This is a genomic window from Pseudomonas purpurea (assembly GCF_039908635.1).
Lineage (GTDB): Bacteria > Pseudomonadota > Gammaproteobacteria > Pseudomonadales > Pseudomonadaceae > Aquipseudomonas > Aquipseudomonas purpurea.
This window is the reverse complement of record NZ_CP150918.1, coordinates 1,253,764-1,268,598: the sequence shown is the minus strand read 5'-3', so window position 1 is coordinate 1,268,598 and position 14,835 is coordinate 1,253,764. Positions and strand designations below refer to the sequence as shown.

Here is a 14,835-nt window from a genome sequence, read left to right as displayed (position 1 = left end):
GCGACGCGGTTAAAGTTCTACGACAACAGCCTGGGAAGCACGGGTTGCTTTGGCGCGAGCCGCTTCAATCGACTCATCGCGCGCCAACGCTACACCCATGCGGCGCTGACCGTTGACTTCAGGCTTGCCAAACAGACGCAGCGCGGTGTCCGGCTCGGCCAGTGCAGCACCCAGGTTGGCGAATGCGGTCTGGGTCGACTGCCCTTCCACCAGAATCACTGCCGACGCCGACGGGCCGAACTGACGGATCAGCGGGATCGGCAAACCGAGAATTGCGCGTGCGTGCAACGCGAACTGCGACAGGTCCTGAGAAATCAGGGTCACCAGGCCAGTGTCATGCGGGCGCGGCGAGACTTCGCTGAACCACACCTGATCGCCCTTGATGAACAATTCCACGCCAAACAGACCACGCCCACCCAGGGCCTCGGTCACGGCTTTGGCCACACGCTCGGATTCCGCCAGCGCAATCGGGCTCATGGCTTGCGGCTGCCAGGATTCCTGATAGTCGCCCTTCTCCTGACGATGGCCGACCGGCGCGCAGAAGGTAGTGCCGCCGACATGACGAACGGTGAGCAAGGTGATTTCGTAGTCGAAGTCGATGAAACCTTCGATGATCACCCGGCCTTTACCGGCACGACCACCTTCCTGCGCGTAATCCCAGGCCTTCTGCACGTCATCGACGCTGCGCAACAGGCTCTGGCCCTTGCCCGAGGAACTCATGACCGGCTTGACCACGCACGGGAAGCCCAGATCGTCGACCGCCTTGCGGTAGTCTTCGAAGGTGTCGGCGAAGTGGTACGGCGAAGTCGGCAGGTCCAGGTCTTCAGCGGCCAGGCGACGGATGCCTTCACGATTCATGGTCAGCAGCGCAGCGCGAGCGGTCGGGATCACGGTGAAGCCTTCGGCTTCCAGCTCGACCAGCGTGGCGGTGGCGATGGCTTCGATTTCCGGCACGATGAAGTGCGGCTTCTCGGCTTCGATTACGGCACGCAGGGCCGCACCATCGAGCATGTTGATCACGTGGCTGCGATGCGCCACCTGCATGGCCGGCGCGTTGGCGTAACGATCCACGGCAATCACTTCAACGCCCAGGCGTTGCAGCTCGATCACCACTTCCTTGCCCAACTCACCACAGCCACAGAGCAAAACGCGGGTCGCGGTTGGCGACAATGGAGTTCCGATACGGGTCATCTCAGGTCCTCAGAAGGAGCGGATCATCAAGGGCAGCCCAGCGGGCGACCCATGGGGAGAAAGCGCGGCATTTTACATGAACCCGAGGGTTTGGCTTCAGCTGACGACGGCCTGTTTGCGCAAACGCCAGGCCATGATCAGCCACACGGCAGTCACGCCGGCGAACTTCGAACCCAGGGCCGTCAGGATCACGCCCGGTGTCAGGGCATCGATCATGCCGAAAAAGATAAAGGTATCCAGCGGAATACTCAGCGCCGAACTGATCCACAAACGGTCATGCAACGGGCGCTTGGTGATGCTGAACACCAGCCAGTCGATGCACTCCGACACCGCGAACGCCGTGGCGCTGGCCAGGGCGATGGATGGGTCGGACGTAATGTAAGACAGCGCCAGCGCCGCCAGCATGGCGATGATCGAGCCGTGACCGAAGCGGATTTGCACCATGTCGCGCAACACAAACACCAACCCGCCCCAGGCTGACCAGATGATGTCCAGGTGCGGAGCCGTGGAAAAGGCGTAGTTGATCAGCACGACGCTGCCAATATAGGCGATCAGGAAGAACATGGGGCGCGGGGATACCTGTCAGATGGGCGCACAGGGTACTTCATCTTCGATGCACAGATAACCTGTGGCGAGGGAGCTTGCTCCCGCTGGGGCGCGAAGCGGCCCTGAGTTCAGCGAATGCGGTGTATCAGATGGAGTTCATCATACGGTTTGGGGCTGCTTCGCAGCCCAGCGGGAGCAAGCTCCCTCGCCACAAAAGCTCATAAGGCTCAGGTACTGGACTTGGAAGGCAACATCCAAACCAACCCACTCGACTTCGCCCGCTCATGACACAACCCCAACACCTGGCGACGTTCATCGTTGTCCATGCGGCTCCAGCGGGTTATTTCCTCCACCGTGCGCTGGCAACCCGTACAGATATCCTGCTCGTCCAGCGCGCAAATACTCACACAGGGCGAGGCTACCGGTCTTTCGGTGACGTTCATTCTGCCTGCTCGACCAGATCGCGGGCGTAGCGCTGCGAGTTATGCACGTAATGGGCGGCGCTGGCTTCGAGCATTTTCTTCTGCGGCTCGGTCAGCTCGCGCACGACTTTGCCCGGCGAACCCATGACCAGCGAACCGTCCGGGATTTCCTTGCCTTCACCAATCAGCGAGTTGGCGCCGATGATGCAGTTCTTGCCGATTTTCGCGCCGTTGAGGATCACCGCGTTGATACCGATCAGGCTGTAATCGCCCACTGTGCAACCGTGCAACATGGCGTTGTGGCCGATGGTCACCCCGGTGCCGATGGTCAACGGATAGCCCATGTCGGTGTGCATCACGGTGCCATCCTGCACGTTGCTGTTCTTGCCGATCAGGATCAGTTCGTTGTCACCGCGCAGTACCGCGTTGAACCAGACGTTGGCGCCCTCTTCCAGTTTGACCTTGCCCACCAGCACGGCGTTGGGTGCTACCCAGCTCTGCGGGTGGGTGTCGACGCGGGCGTCGCCCAGGCGATATTTCATCGTTATTGTCCTCACGGCTCAGGCAGGCTTTTAACTGCAACAACAGGTTCACGCCATACGAGCGATGGCTTCAAATATTGATAAAGCTTTTGGGTGGCTGGTGCAGGCTGATCTTCGCGTCATAGAGCAGGTTGATCAACTCGACGATCATGATCGCCGTCAGGCCCCAGATCTTGTATTCGCCATAACGGTAGCTCGGCACGTACCAGCTACGGCCCTGGTAATCGATGCGGTGCGTGTGTTCACGCGGGTCTTTGCGGAAGAACTCCAGCGGCACATTGAACACCGCGGCAATCTCGGCATCATTGGCCTGGTACTCGACGAAGTTCGGGATCACCCCGACGTAAGGCGTGACCTTGATGCCATGCAGGGAGATCAACGGGCTGAGCGGGCCAATGATTTCCACCAGCCCCGGCGGCAGGCCGATTTCCTCTTCGGCCTCGCGCAGCGCGGTGAAGATCAGGTCCGGGTCCTCGGGATCACGGCGCCCGCCCGGGAAGGCCACTTCGCCGCCGTGGGTCGAGAGCCCGCTGGCACGCAGGGTCAGGACAAGCTCCGGCTCTTCACTGCGGGTGATCGGCACCAGCACCGCGGCCTCCGGGAAACGTCGGTCGGTTTCCAACGTGCGCGGTATGTGATTGCTTACCCGATGCAGTAGCTCATCCAGCATGAGTGATCTCGATGTGTTCACTGTCTTGCATCATGCACCAAACCCATCGACCGCCCAACCCCCGAACCACCGCGTGTCGCTAAACGACAACTTGCCGACAGACACCGCCGCACGCCAAGATAGGCGCAGCCTTCAGGAATCCCAGCATGAAATTCTGCAGCCACTGCGGTAACCCGGTCTCCCAGCGCATTCCCGAAGGCGATTCGCGCCTGCGGTTCGTCTGCGACACATGCCACACCGTCCATTACCAAAACCCCAATATCGTCGCCGGGTGCGTTCCGACCTGGGGCACTCGGGTGCTGCTGTGCCGACGCGCCATCGAGCCGCGCCGCGGCTTCTGGACCTTGCCGGCCGGCTTCATGGAAAACGGCGAAACCGTCGAACAGGCCGCCATCCGCGAAACCGCCGAAGAAGCCTGCGCCCGGGTGCGCAACCTGAACCTCTACACGCTGATCGACGTGCCGCACATCAGCCAGGTGCATGTATTCTTTCGTGCGGAGCTTGCAGACCTGGACTTTGCAGCAGGCGAAGAGAGCCTGGAAGTGCAGCTTTTCGAGGAAGCCGACATCCCTTGGTCAGAGCTGGCTTTCCGCACGGTCGGTCGTACCCTAGAATGCTTCTTCGCCGACCGCCGGACAGAGGATTTTCCGGTGCGTTGCGAATCCATTCCCCCACTCGCTCAGCCTGCGATCACTTAAACAATAAAAGTACGCCGTACTCTCAGGGATATCGTTTCAATGCGTTGGTTGCTCGCGTTCTTCTGCCTGTCGTTTGTTGCTGTATCCCAGGCCTCCACGGTAGAAACCCTGGACGGCAAAATCATCGAAAAAGTGCTGGTGCTCAAATCCGCTCATCAGTTGCAACTGATCAATGACGGCAAGCCCCTCAAGACCTATCGCATTTCACTGGGCAAAAAACCTGTCGGCCCAAAACTGATGGAAGGTGACAAGCGCACCCCCGAAGGGCTGTATTGGCTGGACTGGCGCAAGACCAGCGACCGCTTCAACCTGGCGATGCACATCTCCTACCCGAACATCAGCGATTCTGCCCGTTCGCGCCGCGAAGGCGTGGAGCCTGGCGGCATGATCATGATTCACGGCACGCCGGATTCCGAAGACTACCCCGAGCAGTACTTCCACACCCTGGACTGGACCGATGGCTGCATTGCCATGCGTAACGTCGACATGCGCGAAATCTGGGGCCTGGTGCCCGACGGCACGATGATCGAAATCCGCCCGTAACCCTCAAATACACTAATACCTGTGGCGAGGGGGCTTGCCCCCGTTGCGCTGCGAAGCAGTGCTAAAACCTGCGACCCTGCTCTATCTGGCTTACCGCGCTTGCTGACTTTACGACTGCTACGCAGCCGAGCGGGGGCAAGCCCCCTCGCCACAAAAGCCTACCGACCGCATTACCTTCAGCCGTAATCAAAAATAAATTAAAAAAATTGTTGCCGTCACCAATCACCCGGGCTGAATACCACTTCACGCCCAGGGCACTGACGCAGACTGCGATTTCTACTGCCACTTCCCCCTCCCCTAATACCACTTCAAAGCCAACGCCTCAACGCCCTCCAGCGTGATGCGCATTCATTCGTCCCGAGCGGACCACTGCCGTTGACATGGTATTTAAGTGGTATTAGTTTTGCGCCATTACCGGGCGACAACACTCCAATATCCGCATCGGAACCTCATCAGATGAACCACATCCTGGCCCTGCGCCCTGACGACACCCAACCCACGCCTTTGTACCTGCAACTGGCGCGCAACCTGGAAGCGGCGATTCATGCCGGCCTCTGGAAAGCCGAGCAGGCGCTGCCGTCGGAACGCAACCTCAGTGAAACGCTGAACATCTCCCGCGTGACCGCCCGCAAAGCCCTCGAAGTGCTGTTCGAACAAGGCCTGATCCGTCGCAGCCAAGGCTCCGGAACCTTCATCACGCCACGCCTGGAACAACCGCTGTCACGGCTCTCCGGGTTCAGCGAAATGCTTCGCCTCAAGGGCTTTGTGCCGAGTTCGCAATGGCTGGAACGGGAAATCACCCAGCCGACCCACGAAGAATTGATCCGTCTCGCGCTGTCACCCTACGACAAAGTCGCGCGCCTCAAGCGCCTGCGTAAAGCCGACGACACCGTCATGGCCATCGAGATGAGCACCCTGCCCGCCTCGATCATTGCCCAGCCGCAAGCCATCGGTGCCTCGCTGTACGAATACCTCGACGGCATCGGCAAACCGGTGGTGCGCGCCCTGCAACACATCCAGGCAATCAACGCCTCGGACGAATTCGCCGCGCTGGTGGGCATCGCTCCCGGCACCGCCATGCTGCGCATGACCCGGGTCGGCTACCTCGAAGACAACACACCGATTGAAGTCACCGACACCTATTGCCGCAACGACTACTACGACTTTGTCGCAGAGCTTCGACGCTAAGAACTGCGTCACTGACGCCGGAGAACCTTTCATGTCTGAAGACAACATTCTCACCGCCCAAGGCTGGGTTCGCGGCCGACTGGTCCATGAACACGGCAAGATCGTGCGCATTGAAGGTCAGGCCTGCGACCCGGCGGACAACGACCTGCCTTACCTGCTGCCGGGTTTCATCGACCTGCACGTCCACGGTGGTGGCGGCCGGGACCTGATGGAAGGCACGCCAGCCTTCGAAACCATCACCAGAACCCATGTGCGCTTCGGCACCACCTCGCTGCTGGCCACCACCATGACCGCGCCGAGCGAAGAGATTTCCCGCGTACTGGAACAGGTCGGCGAGTTCTGCGAGCTACGCCCTCAAGGTTGCGCCCGGGTACTCGGCGTGCACCTCGAAGGGCCGTACATCAACCCCGGCAAACTCGGCGCCCAACCGAACTTCGCCCACACCGCGTTGATGGCCGAAGTCGAAGCCTACATGGCACTGGCACCGATCCGGGTGATCACCATCGCCCCGGAAATCGCCGGTCACGACAACCTGATCCGCGCCCTGAGCGAGCGTGGCGTGCGCATGCAGATCGGCCACACGCTGGGCAGTTACGAGGAAGGTGTCGCGGCGCTTGAGGCCGGTGCCACCAGTTTCACCCACCTCTACAACGCCATGAGCCCGCTGCATCACCGCGAACCTGGGATCGTCGGCGCGGCACTGGCCCACGCCAAGTACGCCGAGCTGATCCCGGACTTGCTGCACGTGCACCCCGGCGCCATTCGCGTGGCCCTGCGTTCGATCCCGTGCCTGTATTGCGTCACCGATTCCAGCGCCGCCGCCGGCATGCCGGACGGTGAATACAAGCTCGGCAGCCACACCGTGACCAAATGCCTGGGCGGCGTGCGCCTGCCCGATGGCACGCTGGCCGGCAGCACCCTGACCATGGATCAGGCGCTGCGCAACCTGGTGAAAATCGGCCTGCCACTGGCTGAAGCTTCGCAACGTCTTTCGCAATTCCCCGCCGACTACCTCGGCCTCAACGAGCGCGGCCGTCTGCAACCTGGCGCCTGGGCCGACTGCGTGCGCCTGGATCGCTCACTCACACTGACCGCCGTGATGGTCGAAGGAGAAGACATTGACTTCAAAAATGCTTGAAGAGGCGTTGTCCTCGTACAAAGCCGTCGAAACCCAGTTGCAGCAACTCGACCCACAGATGATCGAGATTGCCGGGCGCCTCAACCGTCAGCCACCCCAAGTGGTAATGACCGTCGCCCGTGGCAGCTCCGATCACGCCGCGAGCTACTTCGCCTACCTGACCATGCAGCACGTGGGCGTTCCGGTGGCATCGCTGCCGATGTCGGTGGTGACCATGCAACAGGCACCGCTGAAGGTCAGTGGCCAGGTGGCATTTGCGTTCTCGCAGTCCGGCCAGAGCCCGGATCTGGTCAACAGCCTGCGCCTGTTGCGCAAACGCGGTGCCCTGAGCATCTCCATGGTCAACGCCGAAAACTCGCCACTGGAGGCCGCGTGCGAATTCAGCCTGCCACTGTGTGCCGGGACCGAAAGCAGCGTCGCCGCGACCAAAAGCTTCATCGCCACCCTCAGCGCCAGCGCACGGTTGATTGCCCACTGGAGGCAGGACCCCGAGTTGCTGGAGGCCGGCCTCGCCTTGCCCGAAGGCCTGCGCGACGCCGCGAAACAGGACTGGAGCCTGGCCATCGACGTCTTGCGTGATTGCCAACGGTTGATGGTGATCGGCCGTGGCGCCGGGTTCGCCATCGCCCAGGAAGCGGCGCTCAAACTCAAGGAAACCTCGGCGATCCAGGCCGAAGCCTTCAGCAGCGCCGAAGTGAAACACGGGCCCATGGCACTGATTAACGACAACTACCCGCTGCTGGTATTCGCCCCGCGCGGTGCCGAACAGGCTGGCCTGCTGAGCCTCGCGGCCGAAATGCGCCAGCGCGGTGCTCGTGTGTTGCTGGCCGCCCCGGATGACGTGACCGAACGCGACCTGACGCTGAGCCGCGCCGAACATCCGGCGCTGGACCCGATCCTGGCGATCCAGAGTTTCTACGTCATGGCTGCCGGCCTCGCCGAGGCACGCGGCATGGACCCGGACCAGCCGCGTCACCTGAGCAAAGTGACCCGCACCCACTAACGCGCCCGAATCGAGTACCGAGCCATGCATAACAACAATAAAGACCTGACTCTCAGCGCCCCGCTCAGCGGCCCGGTGCTGACGCTCGCCAAGGTGCCCGACCCGGTGTTCGCCAGCGGCGCCATGGGTGACGGGATCGCCATCGACCCGCTCAACAACACCTTGCACGCGCCGTGTGCCGGAGTGGTGGTGCATGTCGCCCGCACCGGCCACGCCGTGACCCTGCGCGCCGACAATGGCGCCGAACTGCTGCTGCACCTGGGCCTGGACACCGTCGAGATGCAGGGCGAAGGGTTCTCGATGCTGGTCAAGGAAGGCACCCGCGTCAGCAATGGCCAGGCGCTGCTGCGCTTTGACCTGGACAAGGTTGCCCAGGGCTGCAAAAGCCTGGTCAGCCTGCTGATCCTGACCAACAGTGAGGACTTTCAGGTACTCCCCATCACCCTTAAATCGGTCAAGGTCGGCGAGCCGCTGCTGCACATCGTGCCAAGAGCCGCGAACGGCGCACAGGCCGAAGCGGATCACTCGACCTGCGAAGTCCACGGGCAGGTCCGCATCAACCACCGTGGTGGCCTGCATGCGCGGCCGGCAGCGCTGATTCGCCAGACCGCGCAGCTGTTCACCAGCCAATCACGGCTGCATTTCGCGGGTAAATCGGCGCCGTGCGACAGCCTGATCGGGTTGATGGGTTTGGGGATTGGCGAGCAGGACGAGGTTCAGGTCAGTTGCCGTGGTGCAGACGCCGACGCGGCGCTGCACGCCTTGCTCAACGCGCTGTCCACAGCGGTCAACGACGACTCTCACAGCGCCGCACCGACGCCAATTGCCCTGCGCCCTCGCGTTGCTGAAGCAGGCGTGTTGCACGGCGTGTGCGCCGCGCCGGGGCTGATCGGCGGGCCGTTGTTCCAACTGGCCGCCATCCACCTGCCCGACGACACCGGCAACCACAACGCCGAAGAACAACTTCAAGCGCTGGACCGGGCCCTGGAGCACGTGCGTGGCGAAATCCGCGCCACCCTCGCCCACGCCAAAAAGCACAAGCACACCGACGAAGAACAGATCTTCGCCGCCCACCTCGCCCTGCTCGAAGACCCGGCGCTGCTCGACGCGGCCAGCCAGTCCATCGATCAGGGCAGCGCCGCGACCCACGCCTGGAGCCAGTCGATCGAGGTCCAGTGCGAGGTTCTGCAAACCCTCGGCAACCCGCTGCTGGCCGAGCGCGCCAACGACCTGCGCGACCTCAAGCAGCGCGTGCTGCGGGGCTTGCTCGGGCAGGATTGGCACTACGACGTACCGGCCGGGGCCATCGTCGCCGCCCATGAACTGACGCCCTCCGACTTGCTGCAACTGAGCCTGCAAGGCGTCGCGGGGCTGTGCATGGCCGAGGGCGGCGCGACGTCCCACGTGGCCATTCTTGCCCGGGGCAAAGGCCTGCCGTGCATCGTCGCCCTCGGCTCATCGCTGCTTGATCAACCGCAAGGCCAGTCGGTGGTGCTGGACGCGGACGGCGGACGCCTTGAACTGACACCCGACAGCGACCGTCTGGAACAAGTGGCGCAGGCCCAACGTGAACACCTGCAACGTCGCGAGCGTCAGCAAGCGCAAGCCCACAAACCGGCGCACACCCGCGATGGCCTGCGCATCGAAGTCGCGGCCAACGTCGCGTCCAGCAGCGAAGCCGCCGACGCCTTGAAAGGTGGCGCCGATGGCGTCGGCCTGCTGCGCACCGAGTTTCTGTTCGTCGATCGCCAGACCGCGCCGGACGAGCAAGAGCAGCGCCAGTCCTATCAAGCCGTGCTCGATGCCATGGGCGACAAGTCGGTGATCATCCGCACCATCGACGTCGGCGGCGACAAACAGCTCGACTACCTGCCTCTGCCCGCCGAAGCCAATCCGGTGCTGGGCCTGCGCGGGATTCGTCTGGCGCAGGTACGCCCGGAACTCCTCGACCAACAACTGCGGGCGCTGTTGCAGGTCAGCCCGTTGCAGCGCTGCCGGATTCTGCTGCCAATGGTCAGCGAAGTGGATGAGTTGCTGCACATCCGCCAGCGCCTCGATGCTTTGTGCGCCGAGCTGCAACTGACCCAACGCCCGGAGCTGGGCGTGATGATCGAAGTCCCCGCCGCCGCGCTGCTTGCCGAGCAACTGGCCGAGCACGCGGACTTCCTGTCCATCGGCACCAACGACCTGTCCCAGTACACCCTGGCCATGGACCGCGACCATGCAGGCCTCGCCGCCCGGGTCGATGCCTTGCACCCGGCGCTGTTGCGGCTGATCGCCCAGACCTGCGCCGGTGCCGCCAGACATCAGCGCTGGGTCGGCGTGTGCGGGGCGCTGGCCTCCGATCCATTGGCCACCCCGGTGCTGATCGGCCTGGGCATCAGTGAACTATCGGTCAGCCCGCCCCAGGTCGGCGAAATCAAGGAACGGGTCCGCCAACTGGACGCCAGCGAATGCCGGCGCCTGAGCACCACCCTGCTCAACCTGAGCAGCGCAGCCGCGGTACGTAATGCCTGTCATCAACATTGGCCTCTGAGCTGAATAACAACAGCGCTAAAACAAAAAGAACACAGGGAGAACTGCCATGTACCAACTCTTCATCGAAGGCTTGCAGCGTCTCGGACGGGCGCTGATGCTGCCCATCGCGATCCTGCCGATTGCCGGCCTGTTGCTGCGGCTCGGCGACACCGACCTGCTGAACATCGCGATCATCCACGACGCTGGGCAGGTAATCTTCGCCAACCTGGCGATGATCTTCGCCATCGGCATCGCAGTCGGTTTCGCCAGGGACAACAACGGCACCGCAGGCCTCGCCGGGGTCATTGGTTACCTGGTGATGATCTCCACGCTCAAGGCGCTCGACGCGAGCATCAACATGGGCATGCTCGCCGGGATCGTCAGCGGCCTGACGGCCGGCGCGCTGTACAACCGCTTCAAGGACATCAAGCTGCCCGAATACCTGGCGTTCTTCGGCGGCCGGCGCTTCGTGCCAATCATCACCGGGTTCGCCGCCGTGGGACTGGGCGTGATCTTCGGTTTGATCTGGCCGCCGATCCAGCACGGCATCAACAGCTTCGGCGCAATGATGCTCGACAGCGGCCCCATCGGCGCCTTCATCTTCGGCACGCTCAACCGCCTGCTGATCGTCACCGGCCTGCACCACATCATCAACAACATGGCGTGGTTCGTCTTCGGCAACTTCATCGACCCGACCACGGGCGCACTGGTGACCGGTGACATCTCGCGCTACTTTGCGGGCGACCCGAAGGGCGGCCAATTCACCACCGGCATGTTCCCGATGATGCTGTTCGGCCTGCCAGCCGCGTGCCTGGCGATGTACCGCAACGCCCTGCCGGAGCGACGCAAGGTGATGGGCGGGATCTTCCTGTCGATGGCCCTGACCTCGTTCCTGACCGGCGTTACCGAACCGGTCGAATTTGCCTTCATGTTCCTCGCACCGTTGCTCTTTGTGCTGCACGCCCTGCTGACCGGCCTGTCGCTGGCGGTCACCAACGCGCTGAACATTCATTTGGGCTTTACCTTCTCCGGCGGCTTCATCGACATGATCCTCGGTTGGGGCAAGTCCACCAACGGCTGGCTGGTGCTTCCGGTGGGCCTGGCGTATGCGGTGATCTACTACGTGGTGTTCGACTTCTGCATCCGCCGCTTCAACCTGAAAACCCCGGGGCGCGAAGACATCGTGGTCGGTGAGAAAACGCTCATCGCCGAGAACGAACGGGCCGGGGCCTACATCAAGGCACTGGGCGGCGCCGAGAACCTGATCACGGTCGGCGCTTGTACGACACGGCTGCGGCTGGACATGGTGGATCGCAACAAGGCCTCGGACGCGGACTTGAAGGCGCTGGGCGCCATGGCCGTGGTTCGTCCCGGCAAGGGCGGCAGTTTGCAAGTCGTGGTCGGGCCACTGGCCGACAGCATCGCCGACGAGATTCGGCATGCGCTGCCCACGGCCGGCAAAGTCGTCGCAGCTGCCGCTGTGGTTGCCGAGGCAGAGCCTGAAGTAACGCCGGTGTCCACCTCGCTGGCCCACAAATGGCTGAGCGCCCTGGGCGGCAGCGACAACGTGTTGCAACTGGACTGCGTGGCCATGACCCGGATTCGCCTGCAACTGGCGGACGGCAAAGCCTTGTCGGAACACCAACTCAAGGCGTTGGGCTGCCAGGGTGTGAGTGCCTTGGACGGCGGCGTGTGGCACCTGCTGATCGGCGACAACGCAGCGAGTTTGAGTGAGGCGCTTGAAGGGTTGGTGAATCGTAGTGAGGTCAGTGCCAAGGTTTAAATCGTCATCGCCCAACAAAAAACCGCTGACCGTTTTCGGCCCAGCGTTTTTTTGCTGCCCGTTACTCTGCCGAGTCGGGCGGATCGAGCTGATCCAGCACGCGGTTCACCGACAACTGCGCCAGGGAAATCATCTGCTGAATCGCCAGTGCCATGTTGCACGCAGGGCCGGTCAGGTCGAACGCCAGATCACTGGCCATGACATTGGCCGACGCCAGGGTTTCACAGGCATGGGCCAGCAGGCTTTCGGACTCGACACCGGGGACAATCATGAAAATCGTACCGGGGCGCCGATCAGGCAACGCATGGCGATTGCCGGGCGGCGTCAGGTAGTGATCGAGGGCGCGGTGGGCGGCGGCATGGAGCTTTTTTGAATCGAGGGATTGGTAGGGGGAGACGTCGTCGGTTTCGGGGGGATTTGGACTGTCTTTAATCATGGTGGAACTCCAAGTTTGAATGGAGCCGCCACTGATCGCCGCGACGCGAAGGAAGGTGGCAGCTGTACGCAGGTTCGCGGACCGAGAACTTGGAACCCGGCATACCCGAAGGTATCCCGCGCACAGCCACCATGACACCAAACAACAAGCACAGTGAAGATGCCAGTTATTGGAGCGAACGATTATGCATCAAGTTAACGGGCCGCGACGCCCGATCGCTGAATTGGCAGCGACGTTCAAAGGCTAGACGCCGCCCTTCCGAGCGGCAACCTGAAAGACATGTCGGAAATTTCTACGTTACTCGTGATGCTGTCACCGAGTTCAAGCCTCTTCCTACGGGCATTACACAACCCCCAATAAAGTAGGAACGATCGAGCAAGATCAAAAGATCATCCGAACGCGGCCCGAGCCTGCGGCAGCTCCAAATAAATATCGTCGACTGTAAGGCCGCCATCGCGAGCAAGCTCGGCTCCCACAAGGGAGCCGCGTGTACTTTAGCGCGGACAACAAAAACCCGACCTAGGCCGGGTTATTGTAATGCTGCTTGGGCTCAGGCAAACGTTGCGCGTTGCTCAGCCTCGTAATGCCGTGTCTGGAAAGGCATAAGTGTTTGAGCCTTAAGACCAAGACCTTCACTCAGCCCCCAAGAAGCGGCAAGTTCATCACGGCGTCTGCGAAGCGAAACAGCTGCTTGCGGCTTCACATCTTGCTTGAGAGTCGAGCGTGAAAAAAGCTCTAGGGCGTTGAAGGTTTCCGACACGCGATTATCAGACACGCATGAGAAACGGGTGAACCGCTCGAGCAAGTAGCCTGCGCGACGAACCTCAACCTCGTTGGTGTGGCAGCTCAGAAAAGCTTTGGCTTCACTCACAAGGTTCGAGTTCGAGTACCAAACAGCTTTGGCTGCGCTCACAAGCGCAGCGTCATCTGCTTGATTTAAAGGGTTTTTGACCAGTCTGTCCAAGGCGGATGAGAGGACGTGGCCGTTAAGAGGCTTCGCCATCTATATTCTCCAAGTAGTCCTGCAAAATATTCGTAAGAACGGATGTTGGTGGCTCTTTGTTGCCAACATACACATCAATCGCCTGCAATGCCAGTCGACGGAGCTCGGCGGTCAGTATGAAGCCAGCCCTGAGCAGCGCCATGATATCGCTAATGTCCTGATCCGTGGCTCTACCCAATTTGGAGATTGCAATATCGATAGGCGCAGCAATATGGAGGTGCAGCGGAGACTCAACTGGGAACTCTACAAGAGGAAGACTCCGCTCCCAGTAGTCCTCGTGAATGGGACCAAAGCTTGTGTTGTATTGAAGATCGTAGTTCAACTCCATCAATCGACCGGATCGCTCATCGAGAAATTGCTCAGGAACCTCTGCAAGCAAGGTTTGAAGGTGGAGGCCTTCAGGGACATTAGCGTAATAAATCTCGGCATCAACGTCTGTGGAAACACGATGATTTGTGTAGAGGTGAACTGCGCACCCACCGAACACGATGACTTTGACCGCCCCTGACTCTGCGCCTTCAAGCTCCAACTCCGCTTCGACGGACTTGAACATCGAAATCAAAGCCTGTCCCAGCGCCGTGCTCGTATTGACTCGAGGAGTGATTACGTCCGGTAATTTCCATTTTTGAACCTCAAATACTGATCTGGTGCGGTGCAGCTGTGCTTGTAATGGCTCTACGCAGAGTAAACAGCAGGAGAACCTTTCGCCAGCGGTAAGGCCTCTAAGCAGCCAATGGATTTTCCCACTGCAATATATAAGTCGGCTGTCAGGCCACCTCGCCATAAAAAAACCCGCAGAACCAATAACGGTTCTGCGGGTTTCTCATTTCAACGGCGGGAAGATCAGAAATCCTCCAACCGCCACACCTCGTAAGCCGGTGTCTCATAGGGATGGCTCTGCTTCAGCGCCATCACCACAGCACGAATCAACTCATCGCTGACCACCAGCTCAACCTTCCACTCCTCCACCTGCTCGACCTGGCCCGCCTCCCCAATAAACGGCTGACTGCCGTCCAAAGGACGAAACTGACCCAACCCGAGCACCTGCCACGCACAGTGGTCATACAAACCGATTCGCCCACCACCGGCAGCGAACACAGCCTGCTTGACCACCTCAACATGGCTCTGAGGAACAAAAAAGCTGAGCTTGTACAC

At 61.2% G+C, this 14,835-nt stretch carries 16 protein-coding genes; 7 read left to right on the top strand and 9 right to left on the bottom strand.

Going from position 1 to position 14,835, the window contains the following annotated elements; genetic code table 11:
* Positions 1-9 precede the first annotated feature (9 nt).
* The 5 genes from purT to AABM54_RS05610 all read right to left on the bottom strand — a co-directional run bounded on the left by purT (position 10) and on the right by AABM54_RS05610 (position 3,371).
* Positions 10-1,191, bottom strand: a complete 1,182-nt coding sequence (purT, locus tag AABM54_RS05630; RefSeq protein WP_347904328.1) for a formate-dependent phosphoribosylglycinamide formyltransferase — start codon at positions 1,189-1,191, stop codon at positions 10-12.
* A 96-nt stretch (positions 1,192-1,287) separates the two neighbouring features.
* On the bottom strand, positions 1,288-1,755 hold the full coding sequence (locus AABM54_RS05625) for a preQ0 transporter (protein WP_347904327.1): 468 nt from the start codon (positions 1,753-1,755) through the stop codon (positions 1,288-1,290).
* Between the two features lie 209 nt (positions 1,756-1,964).
* Positions 1,965-2,180, bottom strand: coding sequence for a DUF1289 domain-containing protein (locus AABM54_RS05620; protein ID WP_347904326.1), 216 nt, complete (start codon positions 2,178-2,180; stop codon positions 1,965-1,967).
* On the bottom strand, positions 2,177-2,701 hold the full coding sequence (locus AABM54_RS05615; RefSeq protein ID WP_347904325.1) for a gamma carbonic anhydrase family protein: 525 nt from the start codon (positions 2,699-2,701) through the stop codon (positions 2,177-2,179). Before AABM54_RS05615 ends, AABM54_RS05620 begins: the two co-directional genes overlap by 4 nt.
* A gap of 70 nt (positions 2,702-2,771) precedes the next feature.
* Positions 2,772-3,371 (bottom strand): CoA pyrophosphatase, encoded by a 600-nt coding sequence (locus tag AABM54_RS05610; protein ID WP_347904324.1) that lies wholly within the window; start codon positions 3,369-3,371, stop codon positions 2,772-2,774.
* Positions 3,372-3,517: 146 nt separating this feature from the next.
* Between AABM54_RS05610 and AABM54_RS05605 the strand changes: the two genes are divergently transcribed.
* From AABM54_RS05605 to nagE, 7 genes are all read left to right on the top strand, one after another.
* A complete protein-coding gene (locus tag AABM54_RS05605; protein WP_347904323.1) occupies positions 3,518-4,069 on the top strand; it encodes an NUDIX hydrolase in 552 nt (183 codons plus the stop codon).
* A gap of 39 nt (positions 4,070-4,108) precedes the next feature.
* Positions 4,109-4,612, top strand: coding sequence for a L,D-transpeptidase family protein (locus AABM54_RS05600; RefSeq protein WP_347904322.1), 504 nt, complete (start codon positions 4,109-4,111; stop codon positions 4,610-4,612).
* A 456-nt stretch (positions 4,613-5,068) separates the two neighbouring features.
* Entirely contained in the window at positions 5,069-5,800 is a 732-nt protein-coding gene (locus AABM54_RS05595) for a GntR family transcriptional regulator (protein ID WP_347904321.1), read from the top strand.
* 31 nt (positions 5,801-5,831) lie between these two features.
* The gene (nagA, locus tag AABM54_RS05590) at positions 5,832-6,938 is read left to right on the top strand and encodes an N-acetylglucosamine-6-phosphate deacetylase (RefSeq protein WP_347904320.1); all 1,107 of its coding nucleotides are present in this window, start codon (positions 5,832-5,834) and stop codon (positions 6,936-6,938) included.
* Positions 6,919-7,941, top strand: a complete 1,023-nt coding sequence (locus tag AABM54_RS05585; RefSeq protein ID WP_347904319.1) for an SIS domain-containing protein — start codon at positions 6,919-6,921, stop codon at positions 7,939-7,941. The genes nagA and AABM54_RS05585 overlap by 20 nt, the downstream gene beginning before the upstream one ends.
* Before the next feature lie 24 nt (positions 7,942-7,965).
* Positions 7,966-10,482: a phosphoenolpyruvate--protein phosphotransferase gene (gene ptsP / locus AABM54_RS05580; protein ID WP_347904318.1), complete on the top strand. Its 2,517-nt coding sequence runs from the start codon at positions 7,966-7,968 to the stop codon at positions 10,480-10,482.
* 43 nt (positions 10,483-10,525) lie between these two features.
* Positions 10,526-12,241, top strand: coding sequence for an N-acetylglucosamine-specific PTS transporter subunit IIBC (gene nagE / locus AABM54_RS05575; protein ID WP_347904317.1), 1,716 nt, complete (start codon positions 10,526-10,528; stop codon positions 12,239-12,241).
* 61 nt (positions 12,242-12,302) lie between these two features.
* On the opposite strand, the gene AABM54_RS05570 is transcribed toward nagE, so the two are convergent.
* From AABM54_RS05570 to AABM54_RS05555, 4 genes are all read right to left on the bottom strand, one after another.
* Entirely contained in the window at positions 12,303-12,677 is a 375-nt protein-coding gene (locus tag AABM54_RS05570; RefSeq protein WP_347904316.1) for a DUF6124 family protein, read from the bottom strand.
* A gap of 550 nt (positions 12,678-13,227) precedes the next feature.
* The gene (locus AABM54_RS05565; protein WP_347904315.1) at positions 13,228-13,680 is read right to left on the bottom strand and encodes a hypothetical protein; all 453 of its coding nucleotides are present in this window, start codon (positions 13,678-13,680) and stop codon (positions 13,228-13,230) included.
* Positions 13,664-14,233 carry a DUF6036 family nucleotidyltransferase gene (locus tag AABM54_RS05560; protein WP_347904314.1) on the bottom strand — a complete coding sequence of 190 codons (570 nt, stop codon included), beginning with the start codon at positions 14,231-14,233 and terminating at the stop codon, positions 13,664-13,666. The genes AABM54_RS05565 and AABM54_RS05560 overlap by 17 nt, the downstream gene beginning before the upstream one ends.
* Positions 14,234-14,523: 290 nt before the next feature.
* A complete protein-coding gene (locus AABM54_RS05555; RefSeq protein WP_347904313.1) occupies positions 14,524-14,835 on the bottom strand; it encodes a YqfO family protein in 312 nt (103 codons plus the stop codon).